Genomic DNA, 18,733 nt, shown 5'->3' on the forward strand with positions numbered 1-18,733 from the left:
ACAAGCACAATGTTACAATAAGTTTACCCACTATTCAAATTGCCACCCTAATATGTAAATGAACATGCATTTAGACGTAATTGAAAGGTACACCGGATTTCCGTGAAAACTATCTTCTGACTCATACATGCCACCCAGACCCCAAGGGAAGGCGCACATGAAATGTGCCTTCTCCCCAGCAAACGTCCCCCCGTTCCTAGACCCAGGACGCAGTGTCACACGAGCGCGACGTCTTTACGTAAGCAGCTAAGCAACCTTCCGTTCAATCGACCCCAGACACGGGGCAGTGTACAAGGATGTACACTGCCCCCAGCGAGCCAAGGATGGCTCATCTGGGACGATAGTCTCCGGTGGAGATTATCGCCGTAGGCGGTTTCTCCGAAACAATCGCTATCGTCGAAGGATGAACCCCGCTCCCCAAAGCCAAGAGCTTGAACGGTTAGTTTGCTCTGCGTCGTAAGCACCGAGCGCTGTGTCACACAAGTCCGGCTATGCGCTCTCCGGCCTCTCTCCTCGTCCATCAAGCTTAACAGAAAGTAACTTCGAAACCCCAGATTCCTCCATGGTTATCCCGTATAAGACATCCGCCGATTCCATAGTTCCTTTACGGTGTGATACAACAATAAACTGAGTTGAATGTGATAGCCGGTGAATATATTGGGCAAATCTCTGAACATTAGCATCGTCCAGTGAAGCTTCAATCTCATCTAGAATACAAAAAGGACTGGGTTTTACTCTTAGAAGAGCAAATAGAATTGCGATTGCAGTTAAGGCCCTCTCTCCCCCCGATAACAGGGACAGAAGCTGCGGCTTTTTACCCGGAGGCTGAGCGATAATCTCAACACCTGTTTCCAGGATAAGTTCCGGATCTACTAATTGAAGTTCGGCATGACCGCCGTCGAAGAGTTCCTTAAACACCTCTTGGAAGGCCTCATTCACAGCCTTAAAGCTTTCAGTAAAGCGTTCACTCATAGTTTTATCAAGCTCAGAAATTAATTGCCGTAATGTTTGATTGGCTTCTATTAAGTCTTCTTGCTGAGCCAACATAAATTCTCTCCGTTTAAGGATTTTAGGGTATTCTTCAATAGCAGCCTGATTTATCGGGCCTAATTCCTCAATTTGTCGTTTTATTTCCTGAACCCTTTTCCATAAAACCGTCCTATCTTCATCTGTTTGATACAGCATTCCCTCTTCCCAAGTCAGAGAAAATTCCTCGGATAAGCGATTTAGAGCAGATTCGCATTCAGTTTCCCAACGAACGACTCGGATTTCATGGGCGTGAAGACGCTGTTCAAGAGTGCGGGCCTCTTGCCGAATACTATGAAGCTCCTGATCCAATTCTAGGACTCTGCTCGACAACCCTTCTCTGGCCTGTCTGGATTGCATTAGCTCATACTGCTGAGTCTCCTGGGCTTTAGTATGGTCAACCAGTTGTTGGCTGAGGGATTCTAACTCCTGCTCAACACTCCGACGAGTTTGCTCGATATCGGCTTTTCTCTGTTTTTTCTCTGCCAGGTTCAGCTCACTTTCACGAACCCCTTTACGTTCTTGGGAAAGCTGATCCATACATTGGGTCAGCTCTTGCTCCCATTTAGCCAGCTGGACCTTTTCTTGGGTAAGCTTCTCGGCATAGGTTTCAATCTCTTCTGCTACGATCTTAGCTTCAGATTCTCTGCGGTTATATGCCTCGCGCAAATCAGCCGAAGTTCTTTCCGCAGTCTCCATGCTTTCGGTTAAACTGTTTAAGCGTATGGTTAGTTCATCCTTCTGGGTTAGAGCTTCCTTGTGTCGCTGCCTTAATCCCAATAAATCCCCGGCTAATCGACGTAATTGACTTAACACGTTTTCGTGCTGGGCCCTAAGCTTCACCTGCAGTTCTTGTTCATTCCTAAGTTTCAGGCCCAAGGACTCCAGAATCTCCTGTTGTTCCCTCAGGCGCTGATCATTAGCAAGACATTCACGCTCTTTCTGAGTTAAGTCTTTCTCCATTTTCCCCAGAGATATGCGCAGAGTCTCAATTTCCCTAGAGCGGCCGAGCAAATTTCCACCTTTACGCTGAATACTTCCCCCACTCAGAGAACCACCAGGATATACCTGATCTCCCTCAACGGTCACTATCCGAAGTTTATAGCCAGAGGCTCGTGCAATCCTAGTTGCTGCCTCCATATCTGTTACGACAACAATCCGTCCAAGCAGGAACTCCATGGCTGGCAGGTATGAATTGTTATACGTAATTAAATCTACTGCGAGACCGATATACCCCTCGTCCTGGGCAACAACCTTACTCACAGACATCCGATTTCCTTGAATGACATCAAGAGGAAGAAAGGTCACTCGTCCCAATTGATGGGCTTTTAAATAGGCAATAGCTCTTTTTGCAGACTGTTCATTCTCAGCGATAACATTTTGCATCCCTGCTCCGAGAGCAGTTTCTACAGCAAGTTCATATTTCTCCTCAACAGTGATCAGGTCAGCAACCGTCCCGCATAGACCCTGGCAATCCTTTAATCCCTTTTTCTTGGCTAGCATCACCTCACGGACCCCTCTCTGATAGCCTTCAAGGGAATCCTCTAAGGATTGCAAGGCATGCAGTCTGGCCTTAGCTTGATCACTAAGAGTTCTCTGTTTCTGTAGATCTTTTGCTCTTTCAATACCTAAAGCTTTAAGCCTATTTAATTCCGCCCTATGCTCTGCCTCTTCTTTTCCAGTAGCTCGAGCTTGGATTATAAGTTGATTGAGTTCTCTTTCCTGGTCAGCGCTTGTTGCAAGCAGAGCTTCATTTTCTTGGTTCTTTAACTCTTGCTCTTGTTCTATGCGATAAATATCCTGCTCCAGTGAAGCAAGTGTATGGCGAGTCCCTGTCAATTCATTTGAACAATTCGCTTGCTCAGTTAAAGCTTGGAAGAGGTCTGCTTTTAATCCTTCGATATCCTTGGCTAAGGTATTTTCTCTAATACCTGATAACTTCTGTTCCTGATCTACTACTTTGCGCTGAGTTTCTTCAACAGTATGATTTAACACGGCTTGTTTCGCAACTAGTGTTTTAATCCGTTCCTGTAAAAGCTTAACCCTTTCTTCATCCCCACGGATCTCTTGAGTCAACCTATCTGTTTGCTCGTCAAAATAATTAAACCGCTCTTTGCGGAGGTTCTGGTCATATTTTAGAGAATTCAAGGCTTGTTCTGACTGAAAAACTCGCTCTTGCTTTTGCTGAAGTAGAGTGTCTAAGCCTTGCAGTTCATCCTTGAGTTGTAAACTTTGAGCTTCTTTCAGACCTACTGTTGCTTGGGCTTCCAAAGCACTGGCCTGAAGATTGCCAAAATCTTGACTAGCTTTTAATAGTTTCTGTTTGACCTCAGAGATGTCTTGAACAACCCCAAGAATTTCAAGACGTTTTTGCTCTTGCATCAAGGCAAGGCTCTGTTCGGCCACTTGGGCTTGGGCAGCCAGAGGAGTCAGTTGTCCCTCAATTTCTTGTACGATATCATTAATACGTTCGAGGTTCAAGGTCGTTGCATCCAGACGCTTTAAAGCCTCACGTTTTCGCGAACGATACTTAGTAATCCCCGCCGCCTCTTCGATTAATGATCGACGTTCTTCTGATTTGAGGGTTAAGATTTCCTCAACCCGCCCCTGCCCAATGATCGAAAACCCTTCTTTTCCGGCTCCCGTATCCATAAAGAGTTCTTGGATATCTTTAAGACGACAAATAGCCTTATTAATAAGATATTGCCCTTCTCCATCACGATAGACTCTGCGGGTAATTGTTACCTCTCGAAAGTCCAACGGAAATATTCCAGTCGTATTATCAAAAATCAGGGATACCTCTGCCATTCCAACTGGTCGGCGCTGCGTACTTCCTGAAAAAATAACATCTTCCATTTTTGATCCGCGCAGGCTTTTGGCACTTTGTTCCCCTAAAACCCAACGAACTGCATCTGCAACATTACTTTTTCCGCTCCCGTTTGGACCGACGATAACGCTTAATCCCTGACCGAGCTCTAATTTAACAGCATCAGCGAACGACTTAAATCCCTGAATATGAATCCCCTTTAAGAAAACAGGGAAATTCTCAGGTTTAGTCATCGTTCTCACTCCCCCAAAGGTCTAAGACTTGCTTCGCGGCATGTTGTTCCGCTTCCTTTTTCGTCCGGCCTGTACCTTTCCCCATTAAATCCCCTTCCACAAAAACACCCGCTGTAAAGCACTTATTATGATCCGGCCCTTCTTCCAAAAGAATCTGATAGCTGACCTCTTTTTCGTCCCGTTGAGCTTTTTCCTGCAACACGGTTTTGTAGTCTCCATAATTTCCTTTGGCCACTTCTTCAATAGCCGGTTTAAGTAACTCTAGAATTACTCTCCTAGCTTCCTGAAAACCGTATTGAAGATAAATTGCTCCAATCACCGCTTCCCAAGCATCTGCTAAAATTGATGGCCGTTCTCGCCCACCTGAAACCAGTTCTCCCTTACCTAATAACAACTCTTGCCCTAACTCAATCTCATGTGCCTTGCGTGCTAAGGTGGTTTCATTAACCACAGCAGCCCTCATTTTCGTAAGCTCTCCTTCTGGACGATCCGGATAACTTAAGTATAAGTACTCTGCTATGATAAAATCTAAGATAGCGTCTCCTAAAAACTCAAGGCGCTGATTGTTTTCTCTGCCAAACTGCGGATTTTCAAATACATAGGAAGGATAAGTTAAAGCAGTGGTAAACAACCGATTAGGAGGAATACCTAATTCTAAGCGTTTAGCTAACTTAACTCCAGGTTCAAGCTTAAGAGATGTCAAGGCGAATTTTTTTCGCCCTGACCTCCCTCCTGCTTTCTTTGAATTATCTCCTATGCTTGATTTCTTTTCAACCATGCTTAGATCTCCTTGTCTTTAGGCAATTTCTGGAGAACGATGGTGGCATTATGTCCACCAAAACCTAATGAATTGGACATCGCTACATTTACATCATGCTGACGGGAACAATTAGGAACATAATCCAAGTCACATTCGAGATCAGGTTCACCGTAGTTCGTTGTAGGCGGAATTGCTCCTCGTTCAATGGCCAATGCACATATGACCGCTTCAATAGCACCTGCAGCCCCCATTAAGTGCCCAGTCATAGATTTTGTCGAGCTAATAGCTAGTTTTCTGGCATGCTCTCCAAAAAGACTTTTAATGGCAACAGTTTCCGTTACATCATTTGGCCCGGTACCCGTTCCATGAGCATTAATATAATCGACTTCTTCTGTACTTATTCCTGCATCTTTTAACGCTGAACCCATAGAACGAATAGCTCCGCCGCCGCCGGGAACCGGGGTTGTAATATGATACGCATCCGAAGTACTGGAATATCCCGCTAATTCAGCATAGATATGAGCTCCCCGTGCTTTAGCATGCTCTAAGGATTCAAGTACTAATACACCTGCCCCTTCACCCATGACAAAACCGCTCCGACGTTTATCGAAAGGACGGCAAGCTTGATCGAAAAACTCCGTTTCAGTCGACATTGCCTTCATTGAGCAAAAACCGGCAAAAGCCAATTTAGTAATCGGTGCCTCCGTCCCTCCACAAAGCACAACATCAGCTTCCCCACGTTGGATTAACCTCAAAGCTTCGCCAATTGCATTTGTAGCAGATGCACAAGCCGTAACAATCGTCAAACTAGAGCCTTGCAAGCCAAACTCAATCGATATATGCCCTGCAGCCATATTGCCAATAAGCATTGGGACAAAAAACGGGCTGACCCGACTACTTCCTTTGCTCATCAACACCTCTTTTTGATCTTCAAAGGATGTTACCCCACCTATTCCGCAGCCCATAACTGTTCCTATGCGTTCTTTGTCTTCCTTGTCCAAATCCAGTTTAGCATCTTGAATAGCCATCTTTGCAGCCGCTATGGCAAATTGGGCAAAGCGATCCATATGACGACTTTCCTTTTTACTAACCCAATCAGTCGGCTCGAAGTCTTTGACCTCCGCGGCGACCTTCGTTGGTAAATCCGATGTATCAAAACGTGTCAATAGGCCAATTCCGGATTTCCCGTCCATCAAATTGTTCCAAAATTTATCCAATTCATTTCCTAAAGGAGAGATTACACCCATTCCCGTAATAACTGCACGCTGCACACTTATACCTCCTTAAAAGTGAGTATTCCTTTTTTTATATCTTCGAAAATCTCGTGTACAGACAAAACCTCATTAATTTTGTGGACTCTAGCGCCCGAAAAGATAAGGCCCTGCTGAACATCTCCCTGTTGTGCCATAATTAAGCGATCCATAATACAAAAGTTCCCTTCACAACTCTTGAGACAACCTTTGCAGTCTGTTGGAGCAACATCCACATCACTGTCAAGGGCCAAAGTAAAGGGATTTTTAATTCCCCGCCCAGGCAGCCCTACAGGGCTGTGAATAAATACAATATCCTTTTGAGTTGCCTTTAGCATTTCTGATTTCCAAGCCAGCGCCGCACTGCTCTCTTCACTGAGTGCAAAACGGGTTCCCATTTGTACCCCGGCCGCCCCCTTCTTTAACATTTCCGCTACACCTTGCCCATCGATAACGCCCCCTGCGCCAATAACAGGAATATCCACCGCCTCAATGACTTCCGGAAGAATGTCATGGATGGAACGGTCTGTTCCCAGATGTCCACCAGCCTCTACACCTTCTACAACAACAGCTGCAGCCCCTAGCTTTTGAGATAACTTAGCAAGTTTTGCTGAGGACACAATAGGCACAACCGGAATGCCTTTTTCTTTACCCCAAGTAAACATATCCCGGGAAAAACCTGCTCCCGAAACCAATAAATCTATTTTTTCTTCAAAGGAAGCCTGGACTAATTGGGCAAATTCACGAACTGCAAACATAATGTTTACTCCGATTATTCCCTTCGTGCGTTTCCTTGCTTCACGTATTTCCGCCTTAAGCTCCTCTACAGACAGACCACTGCCTGCAATTATCCCTATCCCTCCCTCTTCAGCTACCGCTGCAGCGAGAGGAGCCATTGATATTTTCACGGCCATTCCTCCTTGGATAACAGGAATCTTAGCCACTAAATTTCCAATACGAAGATCGGGTATTTTCACAATCTTTCCCCCTGTTCAAGTTCTACCCTAAGTAAACGATTTCTTTTGAGCAACAAAATTTTAATTATATATTTAAACCCCCGACTCGATATTCGATATTCGCGGTTCGAAGTACGAATATTAAAGTTTGAATATCTAGACCAAGTATTACTCCTAAAGAAGTTTTAACAATATAGGATTTATAAAAATAATTGGATAAGCCTATTATTCAAAACGTCTTCATTGGCTTAAATTCTTGGTAAAGGAGAGAGAAATATCTTAAAAGAAAGTCCCGCATTGAATACGGGACCTTTTTGTGTTTATTTGTTTTCCGTGATGTAGTTAACTGCATCTCCAACTGTACGGATTTTTTCGGCTTCCTCATCCGGAATATCCATGTCGAATGCCTCTTCTAAAGCCATAATCAATTCAACGATGTCCAAAGAATCTGCATTTAGCTCTTCAAAGGAGGTTTCCGGGGTAATAGTTGCTTCATCTACCCCCAGTTGATCTACGACGATGGCTTTCACTTTTTCGAAAACTCCCATGCTGCTTCTTCACCTCCTCTCAAAAAAACTACAAAAACCATTACATTTCCATTCCTCCATCAACACTCAAGGTCTGTCCAGTAATGTAGGAGGCTTCTGGGGACACAAGGAACCGAACTACGTTAGCAACATCTTCAGGACTCCCTATACGGCCAAGTGGTATTCCTTTCAAAATGTCTGCCTGAGTCCCTTCTGGTAATGTCCCCGTCATATCAGTTGAAATATACCCCGGTGCAACCACATTAACGCGAATTCCACGCGAGGCAAATTCTTTAGCGACAGACTTAGTAAAGCCAATGATTCCTGCTTTAGCTGCCGCATAATTAGCTTGTCCTGGATTTCCGGAAAGACCCACTATCGAAGATATATTTACAATAACTCCTGAACGTTGTTTAAGCATTCCCTTGCTCACAGCCTTAGTACAGAGAAAGACTCCTTTTAAATTCGTTTCCAAGACTGCATCCCAATCTGCCTCTTTCATTCGCAGGAGAAGTGTATCCCGGGTAATCCCAGCATTATTGACAAGAATATCGATTTTACCATAATTTTCTATAGCTGTTTTTAGTAAGCGGTCTACATCAGCCTGTTGGCTGACATCAGCTTGTACCGCCACCGCTTCCCCGCCGGCAGCCCTAATTAACTCGACGGTTTCCTCGGCTTTGTCAGCACGCCCGGCATAATTGACAACCACTTTAACCCCTGCAGCTGCCAAATTCACAGCTATGGCTCGCCCAATTCCTCGCCCGCTTCCTGTAACAATACCCACGCTATCTTTCAGCATCATTTTAACGACTCTCCTTCAAATATGCAAGTGACTTTTCTAAGGACGCATTATCTTCCACCCGCAGGAGTTGAACAGTTGGGGCAATTTTTTTAATCAAACCTGTTAGAACCTTCCCCGGCCCACACTCGATAAAGGTATCAACTCCCAGTTCAAGAAGATGACGAACGGATTGTTCCCATAGTACAGCTCCGCTAACTTGTTTGACCAAAGTATTAACTATTTGATCTGGGGAATTAACCACTTGTCCGTCAACATTCGCAATTACAGGGCAACGTGGAGTTTGCCAGGTTATTCCCTCTAAAACTAGGCGTAGTTCATTTCCCATTCCCTCCATGAGACGAGAATGAAATGGCCCACTCACATTGAGAGGTAAGGCTCGTTTAGCTCCTAGATCTTTAGCAATCTCAATAGCATGAGTAACAGCTTGTTTTTCCCCTGAAATAACAACTTGACCCGGACAATTATAGTTGGCTGGGGCTACTACTCCATGGCCAGAAGCCAAGCTACAAGCTTGCTCTACTTGATCGGTTGAGAGCCCAAGAATTGCCGCCATCCCTCCCTCACCCTTTGGAACAGCCCCTTGCATAAGCTCTCCGCGGGATCTTACCACGCGCAAAGCTTCATCAAAACTAAGACTGCCGGCAGCCACATGGGCTGAATACTCACCTAGGCTATGCCCTGCTACGTAGTCAGGTTTGATTCCCTCATCGTGGAGCAGCTGCCAAGCCATAACACTAACCAACAATATGGCAGGCTGGGTATTTACAGTTAGCTGAAGTTCATCTTCCGGCCCCTCTTCGATCAAAGAGATAAACTTATCTCCTAGGATTTCACGTGCTTTCCCAAGAATAATCCCGCCAGTAGAAGTGCTAAAAAGCTCTTTACCCATTCCAACATATTGGGATCCTTGTCCCGGAAAAACAAAGGCAAGTTTACCCAAAATTTAGGACCTCCTATCTCCAAACCGCGCAGTAAGACGTTCATACTCTTGTTCAGCGGTTCGCATAATATCTTGAATAATCTGGGCTGCCGGTTCAATACATCTTACTGCCCCTGCAACTTGTCCTGCCATGATTGAACCATTTTCTGTATCCCCTTCTACCATGGCCAGTCGTAGTTTTCCAACCCCTAGCTTCTCAAGTTCTGAAGCCAGCATACCTTCTCGCTCATATTGATCCATTTCACGAGTAAACCTGTTATCTAAACAGCGAACCGGGTGACCGGTTGAACGTCCGGTAATCACAGTAGACCGATCTTTAGCTTTAAGAATTCTGTCTTTGACAAGCTGAGAAATCGTACATTCTTCGGCACACATAAAGCGTGTTCCCATTTGTACCCCTTCAGCCCCTAGTGCTAAAGCCGCAACCAAACCTCTCCCATCCACGATTCCTCCAGCTGCTATAACCGGGATCGAAACAGCATCTACTACTTGAGGAACTAGTGGCATTGTTCCTATCTCTCCGATATGTCCACCTGACTCCATGCCTTCTGCAATCAGCGCATCTACCCCAGCCTTTTCCAAGCGCTTGGCTAGAGCAACTGAAGCCACTACAGGAATCACCTTTGTTCCGACTTCTTTAAGCATGGGTACATATTTTCCCGGATTCCCTGCCCCCGTGGTAATGACAGGCACACGTTCTTCCAAAATAACCTGCATAACCTCATCCACGAAGGGAGACATAAGCATGACATTGACACCGTAGGGTTTTTTTGTAATCGATTTAACCTTATGAATTTCTTGACGCAACCAATCTGCCGGAGCCTGACCAGAGCCAATAATTCCTAATCCTCCGCCTTCAGAAACAGCCGCAACCAGTTCGCCTGTCGAAACCCAGGCCATTCCACCTTGAAAAATGGGGTATTCGATTCCGATGAGTTCACATAATCTTGTTTTTATCATACTTTCAAGCCTACTTTCGTCCATTTCAAAACACATGCGCCCCATGTAAGTCCCGTCCCAAAACCAACCATCACGATAATATCCCCCTCATGAATACGCCCCGCTTTGAATGTCTCATCTAAGGCAACCGGAATAGAAGCCGCTGACATATTTCCATACTTATCTAAATTTATAACCATTTTATCGGGAGAAATACCTAAACGCTTAACTGCAGCATCAACAATTCGAATATTGGCTTGATGGGGGATAAGAAGATCCACATCTTCCTTAGCTAATCCGGCATTTTCCAAAACCTTTACTGACACATCCCCCATAATTCGGACAGCAAATTTGTAAACTTCTTTGCCCTCCATTTGAAGAGTGTGTAAGTTCTTCTCTACAGTTTCCAGGCTAGCAGGATATTTTGACCCACCCGCCGGTTGACTGAGTAGCGAACCGCCAGAGCCATCTGAACCTAATTCAAAGCTCAAAAACCCAAATCCGTCTTTTACAGGCTGCAAAACCGCCGCACCGGCACCATCGCCAAAAAGGATACAAGTCGATCGATCTTGCCAATTGAGCACTTTGCTTAAGGTTTCCCCGCCAATGACCAGCACTGTTTTATACATTCCTGTAGCGACAAACTGGCTGCCGGTAACAACTCCATAGATAAACCCACTACATCCGGCTTCCAAATCAAAGCCTGCAGCATTTTTCGCTCCCAGTCGATCTGCTACCAGACAGGCGGTGGCCGGAAATGCATAATCCGGAGTTATCGTTGCTACGATAACTAAGTCAACCTCTTCAGGCGCAATCTGAGCATCCTCTAAGGCCTTTAACCCTGCTTGGTAACACAATTCCGAAACAGGCATGTCCTTCGGAGCAATATGCCGTTGTCTAATCCCTGTACGCGAAATAATCCATTCGTCATTGGTGTCTAAAAACTGTTCAAAGTCTTTGTTTGTTACAATATTTTCAGGAACATATGACCCTATCCCAACAATTCCAACGCTACGCATCGCAGTCCTCTTTTCTCGTTAACTAGTTAAATCAAACTCATTTAGGGAGGTCGTCGCGAATTTGTTCGATCAAACGCACTTGCACACATTCTTGAGCTACCCGAATGGCATTAGTGATCGCCTTGGCTTTAGAACTTCCGTGACAAATAATGCTGATACCATTGACTCCAAGTAGTGGCGCTCCACCATATTCAGCATAATCCATCATTTGGGCAATCTCTTTTAACCCGGGTTTGACAGCTAAGGCACCAAGCTTACGTACCATGTTCGAAGTAATCTTCTCCTTTATCTGCTGAAACAATACTCCGGCAAGACCTTCTGCTGTTTTCAGGAGGATATTGCCAGTAAATCCTTCACAAACAACTACATCTGCCCGTCCGTAGGGAACATCCCGCCCCTCAACATTGCCGATAAAATTAATAGGACTAGCCTTTAACAGCTGGTAGGCCTTTTGGGCTAAATCATTTCCTTTCCCTTCTTCGCCGCCTACATTAAGCAGTCCAACCCGAGGATTAGAAATCCCTAAAATCTTTGCAGCATAGATGCTGCCCATTAATCCATATTGACAAAGCTGTTCTGGAGTGGCATCCATATTTGCTCCCACATCGAGAATTAGCTTTCCACCTTCAGGAGTTGGCAGGATAGTAGCAATAGCCGGTCGTTCAATTCCTTTAATACGCCCCAAGCCTAAAAGGGCAGCAGCCATTTGGGCACCTGTACTTCCAGCACTTACGACGGCATCTGCTTCACCTTGTTTAACTAACCGTGTAGCGACAACTATAGAAGAATCCTTTTTCTTCCGCACTGCATTGGCCGGATGCTCATCCATTGCTATAACTTCCGATGCTTCATACTGAGATATATTTTTTGGCAGCGAGCCTGATAAAAACTTTTGCATATGTTCTTTTTGCCCGACTAATATAATTTGAACATCAGGACTTGCTTCGGCAGCAATTATGGCTCCTTTAATAATCTCTTCAGGAGCATAATCCCCACCCATGGCATCCACTGCAATTTTCATCTACTCCATCTCCCCCCTTATACCTGCCGTATCCTCTATAGCAAAAAGTACCCAGTTTCCACGAAGTACATCCTCCGCTCCAACACTTAACCTTATTTCAACCCAATATTTATTAAGCTTGCGCTTAAGGACTACGCCTTTTGCTAGAACAACTTCCCCTAACTGGACGGGCCTAATAAATTTTAATTCAACACTACCTGTCAAAGCCATTTTGGCGTCCACTAAAGCAATGGCCAGTGAATTAGCTTGAGCAAATAAATAATGGCCTCTTGCTACTCTAGCTTTAGTGAGTACCATACTCTCATCAACGACAAGCTTTGAACAAGCTCTTTCTCCAATTACAAGTTCCAGCAATTCCCCGATTAGTTCCTGATCATCTAAGGACTTTAAGCTAGAATACGCTTCCTGAGCGACTGCTCGAGTCCGCTCCCGAACCTCAGGAATCCGGAGTTCTCCGCGGTCTAATCGAATTGTCGAAACACTGACTTTAAATCGATTCGAAAGAGCCTCATCTGTAAAAAACGGATTCTCCGCAAGAGCCTCTTTTAAAAGCTTTCGGCGTTCCTCTTTGCTATACCGGGTCATCTATATCACCAATTTCTTGCTGTGTTTAGTAGGATTAAATTAGTACCTGGTCACAATTATAAACTATATAATCTCTCTTATCAAGAATTTAACCTGTCGAATCATGAAATGAGTCCGCATAACTTGTTGGACATGCAAAAAACCAAGAGCCCCTCTCAAAAGAGCTCTTGGTTTCATGTGCCATACCTTATGATTCCACTGTAATAACAGCCTTAGAATTATAATACCCACAGCTAGGGCAAATATAATGCGGCATTTTTGGTTTATGGCATTGGGGGCATTCGATGTGGTTTGGTGCGGTTATTTTCCACATAGCCCGACGTTTACGAACCCTTGATTTTGATTGTCGATGTTGCGGAACACCCATAATTACACCCCCTTTATGTTTTCTGAAATTAATCAGTCATTGGATTGCCACTTGGCCAGTGCTGCTAACCGGGGGTCAACTGTACCTTCCTCGCAATTACATGGAGTTAGATTTCTATTTACACCACAGGTTGGGCAGAGCCCATGACATTCTGCTGAACAAATAAACTTCATCGGTAAAGCTAACACAATTTGTTCAAAAATTCGATCCTTTATATCGATCTCATCTTTGTCTAAAAGGAGTGCTGTCTCAAGGAGATCTTCTGTTGCTAACGCCCGAAATGCCCACTCATCTTCATAAAGAAGTTCTACAGGATAAATGAACGATTCTAAACAGCGTCCACAGGTTGCTTTAAGCTCTGTGTGAATAGTTCCTTTTACTAACATAGCTCTACTGGTGTTGTTCACCTGAAGTTGGACGTGTACCGGTGCTTGAAAAGAGATTGATTCCATTCCCAAATCGAGAGCAGAAAAATCCTCCACTAAGTCATAATGGACAGTTTCTCCACCATTTAAACGAACCTGGGCTACGTTCACTTTCATAATACCACCCCAATACACATTCATTATTATAGTTGGCACAATTTTCTTTGTCAAGGAAAACTCTTTACATAGCTACTATGCACTAAAACTATTGAATTAAGTCATGAGTTTCTAAAGCAATCATTAATTCCTCATTAGTCGGAATCACCAAGGTGCGACAACGAGCGTTTGGTTTCGAAACATCTACTTCCTCGCTTCTGACCTTGTTTTTCTCAGCATCCAGATCTACTCCAATGTAATCGAGGTTTTTACAAATAGCTTCCCGCATAGGTCCAGAGTTCTCTCCAACCCCTGCAGTAAATATAATTGCATCGACACCACCCAGTACAGCAGCATACGCACCTATGAATTGTCTGACATCATGTTCAAAAATATCTAAAGCAAGTCGTGCACGTTCGTGCCCTTGGCCAGCCGCTACTTCAATATCCCTGAAATCTGAGCTTACTCCCGAAACCCCTAAGGCACCACACTTAGTATTTAAAAAATCATTCATTTGGTCAACGGTAAAGTTTTCTCTGCACATGATATAGGTTACAATTGCCGGATCTAAAGCACCTGAACGAGTACCCATCATAAGGCCGTCTAAAGGCGTAAAGCCCATAGAAGTTTCTATTGATTTCCCCCCGCGAATAGCACAAATTGAAGCGCCGTTACCTAAGTGACAGCTAATTAGTTTCAGATCACTTAAAGGCTTTTGAAGAAGAACTGCAGCTCTTTGACTGACATATTTATGAGATGTTCCGTGGAAACCATATTTCCGAATTCCATATTTCTTATAATAATCATACGGCAATCCATAAATATAACTGTTAGGTCTCATGGTTTGATGAAAAGCCGTGTCAAACACAGCTACTTGCGGAACCCCCGGCATCATTTTTTGGCAAGCCATAATTCCAGCAATATTGGGAGGATTGTGCAAAGGAGCCAACTCTACACATTCTTTAAGGGCTTTCATGACCCCTTCATCAATAACTACAGACTTAGAAAACTTTTCCCCTCCATGAACTACTCGATGCCCTATCCCACAGATTTCTTTTAGATCTTTAATAACACCATAGAGAGGGGATACTAATGCTTCCAAGACAAGTTTAATAGCCACAGTATGATTTGTAATCTCAGCCGTGATAACTTCCTTATCGCCAGATCCAGTGCGATGAGTAAGCACCGATCCCGGAAGTCCTATTCGTTCAACCAGACCCTTTCCTATGGCATTTTTTGTCGCCATATCTATAACCTGATATTTTAGCGAAGAGCTTCCACAATTAATAACTAGAATCTTCATTTTCTATACCCCTTTATTATCCAAGCTAAAAATAATATAAATAAGATTTAATAAAATATAGTCTTCCCCGAAAAAAGAAATTTCCATTTAGATAATAACGCCATTTCTTTCCACACAGGTTGTTTCATTTATAAAGTGTAGCATAAAAACCAAGCTTTTTTAACCCCTTACGCCATTATTCTCTTAATCTCAGAACATTTCGTCAACGCAATATTTCGTCCCAGCCTAATGCCTTCTTCGGCTCGATCAAACTGGAAACTTCCGATATGTCCAATATCAGGTTGTAATAGCAGATCAGCTCCATGACATTGCACCCGAAATACTTCATCCTCTAAAATCTCGATGGATTGCAGCAAGATGTCCATAGCACTGTTGAGTTTATTCATCAACCCTTTTTTAACATCGACAGCTAAAACTTTTTCTGCTCCCATTTCCCGGGCAACATGAATGGGTAATCGATTTTTAACAGCCCCGTCAACCAAAAGCCGACCTTGATAACGGTAAGGTTTAAAAAAGCCAGGAATCGAAATGCTGGCCCGAACTGCTTGAGCTACACTCCCTTCTTTAAATATAACAAGTTCCCCTGTTTCAAGATCTGTCGCCACAATAGCTAAGGGAAGTTTAAGATCAGCAAAGGTCATATCTCTGGTTAAAAGACGCAGAACTTCTAGTATCCTATCCCCTTTGATTAATCCTTCTTTGGAAACGGCTGGATCTAATACTTTTTTGGCAAACCCCGGGTAGGTCAACAGACGCTCAACGCGATAGAGATCCATACCAGCGCACCATAAGGCACCGAATATAGCCCCAGCACTACACCCGACTACGAGATCCATACTTATCTTTTCTTCCTGAAGCACTTGCAAAAAACCTAAATGAGCAAACCCCCGTGCACCTCCGGCACCTAAAACAAGCCCCTTTATTGGATTCACAGATTTTCCCTCCCCAAGACTTCTAGGGACAGCCATTCTTCCATATAAATTATGAAGGAAGGTGGGTTTTCATGTCCAATCTCATTCGTGTCCTGGCTTTAAGTCTTCTTGCCCTGGGAATGTTTATATATCCACAGGAAGTCCTCCGCTCAGCCGGTGAAGGCCTAACTCTCTGGTGGCACTTCGTCCTCCCTGCATTACTCCCGTTCTTTGTTCTTTCAGAACTTTTGATGGCCTCTGGTTTCGTCCACTTTTTAGGAGTTCTTCTGGAGTCTTTTATGCGTCCAGTTTTTCGCCTTCCCGGCAAAGCGGCCTTTGTTGTGGCCATGGGATATACTTCAGGATTTCCTATGGGGGCAGTACTTACTGCTAAGCTGCGCAACGACAAAGAAATAACCCGCGAAGAAGGGGAACGTCTCTTAGCATTTACTAACAATCCCAGTCCGGGCTTTATGTTCGGGGCAGTCGCTTCCGGTATGCTCGGTGAACCGACACTAGGGATAGTTTTAGCAGGTTCTGTGTATCTTTCAAATTTGATTGTTGGATTTCTCTTTCGATTCTATAAGGCAGCTCCTATATCCCAGCAAAGTTCTTCAATCCCTTCATTTAGAAGAGCTTGGCAGGAGATGAAACATGCCCAAAACAGAGAAAACCGCTCATTTGGGCAAATCCTAAGTGATTCAGTTAAGCAAAGTACAAACACAGTCCTTATGGTAGCAGGTTTTATGGCAATTTTTTCAGTAATCCTTCGTCTATTAAATCTTTGGCACGTTCCTTTATTATTAGCTACCCTCAGCCACAGGATTATCCAAATTTTAGAAATTCCCGTTCTACAGGCTTTTTTTAACGGACTCTTTGAAATGACCCTAGGATGTCAAGAAGCAATTCAAGCTCTTTCGACACTCAATCAGCAAGTTGCCATGCTCGCCCTTATTATGGGCTGGGGTGGACTTTCAGTATTTGCCCAAATTGCCGGTTTGATTAGTAGCACCGACTTACGCTTTTCCTCATTTTTAATAGCCAGAGTTCTTCATGGGTTCATCGCTCTTGGGCTTAGTCAGATTTTCCTTTCAGTTGCAAAGGTTCCCACCTCAGGCCTACCAGTTCGAATTGTTGACCCGTCGACCCTTTTCTGGAATAGTTGGCAGATAAGTGCTCTGGTATTCTTAGGTTGCATGTCTATTCTTTCCATTCTCGCTATTGTTCGCTTTCGCAACTAGGCGATAGGAATCTACTATATAACAAATAAGTCATATTTTCAAATCAAGTAATGAAACTGAGGTCCTAAGTCCCCAGCAAGACGCTGCTTCAGTTCTTACACTTCTGAAAGCTACGACCTTATACTATAAAGCACAAGGAAAAAGAGTGAGTACTTTACTCACTCTCCTCCACTTCAGACCGACCGGTTCGCTCTTCTTTTGCTAACCCCTTCAGCTCTTCTCTGTTCTGACGTAAGGCCTGCAGGGTTTCATACAGGCTTTTCTCAACATGTTTAAGCATTTCATCAGCATATTGAACAGCGCCAGTTTTTACTTCCCTGGCAAATGTTTGGGCCTGTTTAACAATGTTTTCCCCATAGTCCTGAGCTTGTTTAACCACTTCATTTTCTAAAGCCATCTTATCAACATAGGTTTTTCCTTGTTCAATAAGTTTTTGTGCTTCTGTCTGTGCTTCATCTAAAATACGCTGTCTCTCTTTTAAAACCCATTTGGCATTGGTGATTTCTTCTGGCAAAGCTGCCCGCACACGATCCAGCAATTCAAAGATTACAGCATCATCAACCAAAACCTTACCTGTCATAGGAATCTTAGTCCCATGATCTACAATTTCCTCGACTTCATTGATTAAACTTTGAATATCAGTTTCCATTATATCCTCTCCCTCGTCATACATCCATTCTCTGTAGATACCATATTTTCGTATCTCCATATTCCCCTGTTTTGCGAATTTCGAAGGGATAAATAACTCCTGTTAAATCTTCATCTTTGGCAGTCTCAGCGACAATCACTCCGTCAGGTGTTAAGTAGGCAAAATCCTTTATAGATTGGATTACTCTGGGAATAAGTTCCTGCCGATAGGGGGGATCCAAAAAGATGAGGTTAAAAACTTCATTTGGATATCTATCAATGAACTTAAAAGCATCCATCAAATGTAATTTTGTTTTACCAGCTACTCCAAGAAGACTCAGATTTCTCTGAATAACTTGATACGCGTCATAATTTTTTTCTACCAAAACTGCTTCACGAGAGCCTCTGGAAAGGGCTTCGATAGCCAAGTTCCCCGTTCCTGCAAAAAGATCTAATACCCGAGAATTTATGACCTTTTCTCCAAGTACGCTAAAAATCGCGCCTTTTACTTTGTCCGAGGTTGGGCGAGTATGTATTCCTTCAACTGCCTTAAGTTGTCGACCACGCATTTCTCCAGCAATAATCCGCATAAATCCTCCAAGATACATTATAGCAGTAATAATTTAACAGCTACAAGGGCTTGTCCTATTTAAGTTTTTTTTAATATTTTTAAATTTAAGACTCAATATATATTGTTTTCTATAAAATTAGTATACCACAGGCAAGGACTAAATTCCTTGTATTAAGTATATCGTTTTACATTTTATCACATACTAGACTTGGCTAATGATGAAACCATATAACTCATCGAATGCCTTCCCCCATCCAGCTCTTCCTTCGTTTTTCCTCTGTTCACTGGGTGCTTAAACAGCCCC

The 18,733-nt window shown here is 43.7% G+C and carries 18 protein-coding genes; 1 reads left to right on the forward strand and 17 read right to left on the reverse strand.

Annotated elements, in window-relative coordinates; genetic code table 11:
• Nucleotides 1–489: 489 nt before the first annotated feature.
• The 15 genes from smc to DESMER_RS18025 form a co-directional block, all read right to left on the reverse strand.
• Entirely contained in the window at nt 490–4,086 is a 3,597-nt protein-coding gene (gene smc / locus DESMER_RS17960; RefSeq protein WP_014904485.1) for a chromosome segregation protein SMC, read from the reverse strand.
• The gene (gene rnc / locus DESMER_RS17965) at nt 4,079–4,864 is read right to left on the reverse strand and encodes a ribonuclease III (RefSeq protein WP_014904486.1); all 786 of its coding nucleotides are present in this window, start codon (nt 4,862–4,864) and stop codon (nt 4,079–4,081) included. Before rnc ends, smc begins: the two co-directional genes overlap by 8 nt.
• Before the next feature lie 2 nt (nt 4,865–4,866).
• Complete coding sequence (gene fabF, locus DESMER_RS17970; protein ID WP_174278184.1) at nt 4,867–6,123, reverse strand: beta-ketoacyl-ACP synthase II; 1,257 nt, start codon at nt 6,121–6,123, stop codon at nt 4,867–4,869.
• Complete coding sequence (locus DESMER_RS17975) at nt 6,120–7,073, reverse strand: NAD(P)H-dependent flavin oxidoreductase (protein WP_014904488.1); 954 nt, start codon at nt 7,071–7,073, stop codon at nt 6,120–6,122. The genes fabF and DESMER_RS17975 overlap by 4 nt, the downstream gene beginning before the upstream one ends.
• A gap of 299 nt (nt 7,074–7,372) precedes the next feature.
• Nucleotides 7,373–7,600: an acyl carrier protein gene (acpP, locus tag DESMER_RS17980; protein WP_014904489.1), complete on the reverse strand. Its 228-nt coding sequence runs from the start codon at nt 7,598–7,600 to the stop codon at nt 7,373–7,375.
• Nucleotides 7,601–7,640: 40 nt separating this feature from the next.
• Complete coding sequence (fabG, locus tag DESMER_RS17985) at nt 7,641–8,384, reverse strand: 3-oxoacyl-[acyl-carrier-protein] reductase (RefSeq protein ID WP_014904490.1); 744 nt, start codon at nt 8,382–8,384, stop codon at nt 7,641–7,643.
• Nucleotide 8,385: 1 nt separating this feature from the next.
• Complete coding sequence (fabD, locus tag DESMER_RS17990) at nt 8,386–9,324, reverse strand: ACP S-malonyltransferase (RefSeq protein ID WP_014904491.1); 939 nt, start codon at nt 9,322–9,324, stop codon at nt 8,386–8,388.
• Between the two features lie 3 nt (nt 9,325–9,327).
• Complete coding sequence (gene fabK / locus DESMER_RS17995; RefSeq protein ID WP_014904492.1) at nt 9,328–10,284, reverse strand: enoyl-[acyl-carrier-protein] reductase FabK; 957 nt, start codon at nt 10,282–10,284, stop codon at nt 9,328–9,330.
• Nucleotides 10,281–11,282, reverse strand: coding sequence for a beta-ketoacyl-ACP synthase III (locus tag DESMER_RS18000; RefSeq protein ID WP_014904493.1), 1,002 nt, complete (start codon nt 11,280–11,282; stop codon nt 10,281–10,283). The genes fabK and DESMER_RS18000 overlap by 4 nt, the downstream gene beginning before the upstream one ends.
• 37 nt (nt 11,283–11,319) lie before the next feature.
• On the reverse strand, nt 11,320–12,303 hold the full coding sequence (gene plsX, locus DESMER_RS18005; RefSeq protein WP_014904494.1) for a phosphate acyltransferase PlsX: 984 nt from the start codon (nt 12,301–12,303) through the stop codon (nt 11,320–11,322).
• Nucleotides 12,304–12,888, reverse strand: coding sequence for a transcription factor FapR (gene fapR, locus DESMER_RS18010; protein WP_014904495.1), 585 nt, complete (start codon nt 12,886–12,888; stop codon nt 12,304–12,306).
• A 187-nt stretch (nt 12,889–13,075) separates the two neighbouring features.
• On the reverse strand, nt 13,076–13,255 hold the full coding sequence (rpmF, locus tag DESMER_RS23250; protein WP_014904496.1) for a 50S ribosomal protein L32: 180 nt from the start codon (nt 13,253–13,255) through the stop codon (nt 13,076–13,078).
• Nucleotides 13,256–13,287: 32 nt separating this feature from the next.
• Nucleotides 13,288–13,797 carry a YceD family protein gene (locus DESMER_RS18015; protein ID WP_034598606.1) on the reverse strand — a complete coding sequence of 170 codons (510 nt, stop codon included), beginning with the start codon at nt 13,795–13,797 and terminating at the stop codon, nt 13,288–13,290.
• 88 nt (nt 13,798–13,885) lie between these two features.
• Nucleotides 13,886–15,079 carry an acetate/propionate family kinase gene (locus DESMER_RS18020; RefSeq protein WP_014904498.1) on the reverse strand — a complete coding sequence of 398 codons (1,194 nt, stop codon included), beginning with the start codon at nt 15,077–15,079 and terminating at the stop codon, nt 13,886–13,888.
• A gap of 167 nt (nt 15,080–15,246) precedes the next feature.
• Complete coding sequence (locus DESMER_RS18025) at nt 15,247–16,011, reverse strand: patatin-like phospholipase family protein (protein WP_014904499.1); 765 nt, start codon at nt 16,009–16,011, stop codon at nt 15,247–15,249.
• A gap of 71 nt (nt 16,012–16,082) precedes the next feature.
• Here DESMER_RS18025 and ylbJ point away from each other — a divergent pair, with 71 nt between their 5' ends.
• Entirely contained in the window at nt 16,083–17,231 is a 1,149-nt protein-coding gene (gene ylbJ, locus DESMER_RS18030; protein ID WP_014904500.1) for a sporulation integral membrane protein YlbJ, read from the forward strand.
• A 154-nt stretch (nt 17,232–17,385) separates the two neighbouring features.
• On the opposite strand, the gene DESMER_RS18035 is transcribed toward ylbJ, so the two are convergent.
• Both DESMER_RS18035 and rsmD read right to left on the reverse strand, forming a co-directional pair.
• Complete coding sequence (locus DESMER_RS18035; RefSeq protein WP_042334736.1) at nt 17,386–17,880, reverse strand: ATP synthase subunit B family protein; 495 nt, start codon at nt 17,878–17,880, stop codon at nt 17,386–17,388.
• A 16-nt stretch (nt 17,881–17,896) separates the two neighbouring features.
• A complete protein-coding gene (gene rsmD, locus DESMER_RS18040; RefSeq protein WP_014904502.1) occupies nt 17,897–18,448 on the reverse strand; it encodes a 16S rRNA (guanine(966)-N(2))-methyltransferase RsmD in 552 nt (183 codons plus the stop codon).
• Nucleotides 18,449–18,733: the final 285 nt, after the last annotated feature.

It is taken from the genome of Desulfosporosinus meridiei DSM 13257 (assembly GCF_000231385.2).
Lineage (GTDB): Bacteria > Bacillota > Desulfitobacteriia > Desulfitobacteriales > Desulfitobacteriaceae > Desulfosporosinus > Desulfosporosinus meridiei.

What these genes read in the sequence shown, in the direction of transcription:
- DESMER_RS18015 (WP_034598606.1), bottom strand. Translation starts at nt 13,797, where the DNA reads ATGAAAGTGAACGTAGCCCAGGTTCGTTTAAATGGTGGAGAAACTGTC.
- fabK (WP_014904492.1), bottom strand. Translation starts at nt 10,284, where the DNA reads ATGATAAAAACAAGATTATGTGAACTCATCGGAATCGAATACCCCATT.
- fabG (WP_014904490.1), bottom strand. Translation starts at nt 8,384, where the DNA reads ATGATGCTGAAAGATAGCGTGGGTATTGTTACAGGAAGCGGGCGAGGA.
- DESMER_RS18020 (WP_014904498.1), bottom strand. Translation starts at nt 15,079, where the DNA reads ATGAAGATTCTAGTTATTAATTGTGGAAGCTCTTCGCTAAAATATCAG.
- fapR (WP_014904495.1), bottom strand. Translation starts at nt 12,888, where the DNA reads ATGACCCGGTATAGCAAAGAGGAACGCCGAAAGCTTTTAAAAGAGGCT.
- acpP (WP_014904489.1), bottom strand. Translation starts at nt 7,600, where the DNA reads ATGGGAGTTTTCGAAAAAGTGAAAGCCATCGTCGTAGATCAACTGGGG.
- rpmF (WP_014904496.1), bottom strand. Translation starts at nt 13,255, where the DNA reads ATGGGTGTTCCGCAACATCGACAATCAAAATCAAGGGTTCGTAAACGT.
- ylbJ (WP_014904500.1), top strand. Translation starts at nt 16,083, where the DNA reads ATGTCCAATCTCATTCGTGTCCTGGCTTTAAGTCTTCTTGCCCTGGGA.
- smc (WP_014904485.1), bottom strand. Translation starts at nt 4,086, where the DNA reads ATGACTAAACCTGAGAATTTCCCTGTTTTCTTAAAGGGGATTCATATT.
- rsmD (WP_014904502.1), bottom strand. Translation starts at nt 18,448, where the DNA reads ATGCGGATTATTGCTGGAGAAATGCGTGGTCGACAACTTAAGGCAGTT.
- rnc (WP_014904486.1), bottom strand. Translation starts at nt 4,864, where the DNA reads ATGGTTGAAAAGAAATCAAGCATAGGAGATAATTCAAAGAAAGCAGGA.
- plsX (WP_014904494.1), bottom strand. Translation starts at nt 12,303, where the DNA reads ATGAAAATTGCAGTGGATGCCATGGGTGGGGATTATGCTCCTGAAGAG.
- DESMER_RS18000 (WP_014904493.1), bottom strand. Translation starts at nt 11,282, where the DNA reads ATGCGTAGCGTTGGAATTGTTGGGATAGGGTCATATGTTCCTGAAAAT.
- DESMER_RS18035 (WP_042334736.1), bottom strand. Translation starts at nt 17,880, where the DNA reads ATGGAAACTGATATTCAAAGTTTAATCAATGAAGTCGAGGAAATTGTA.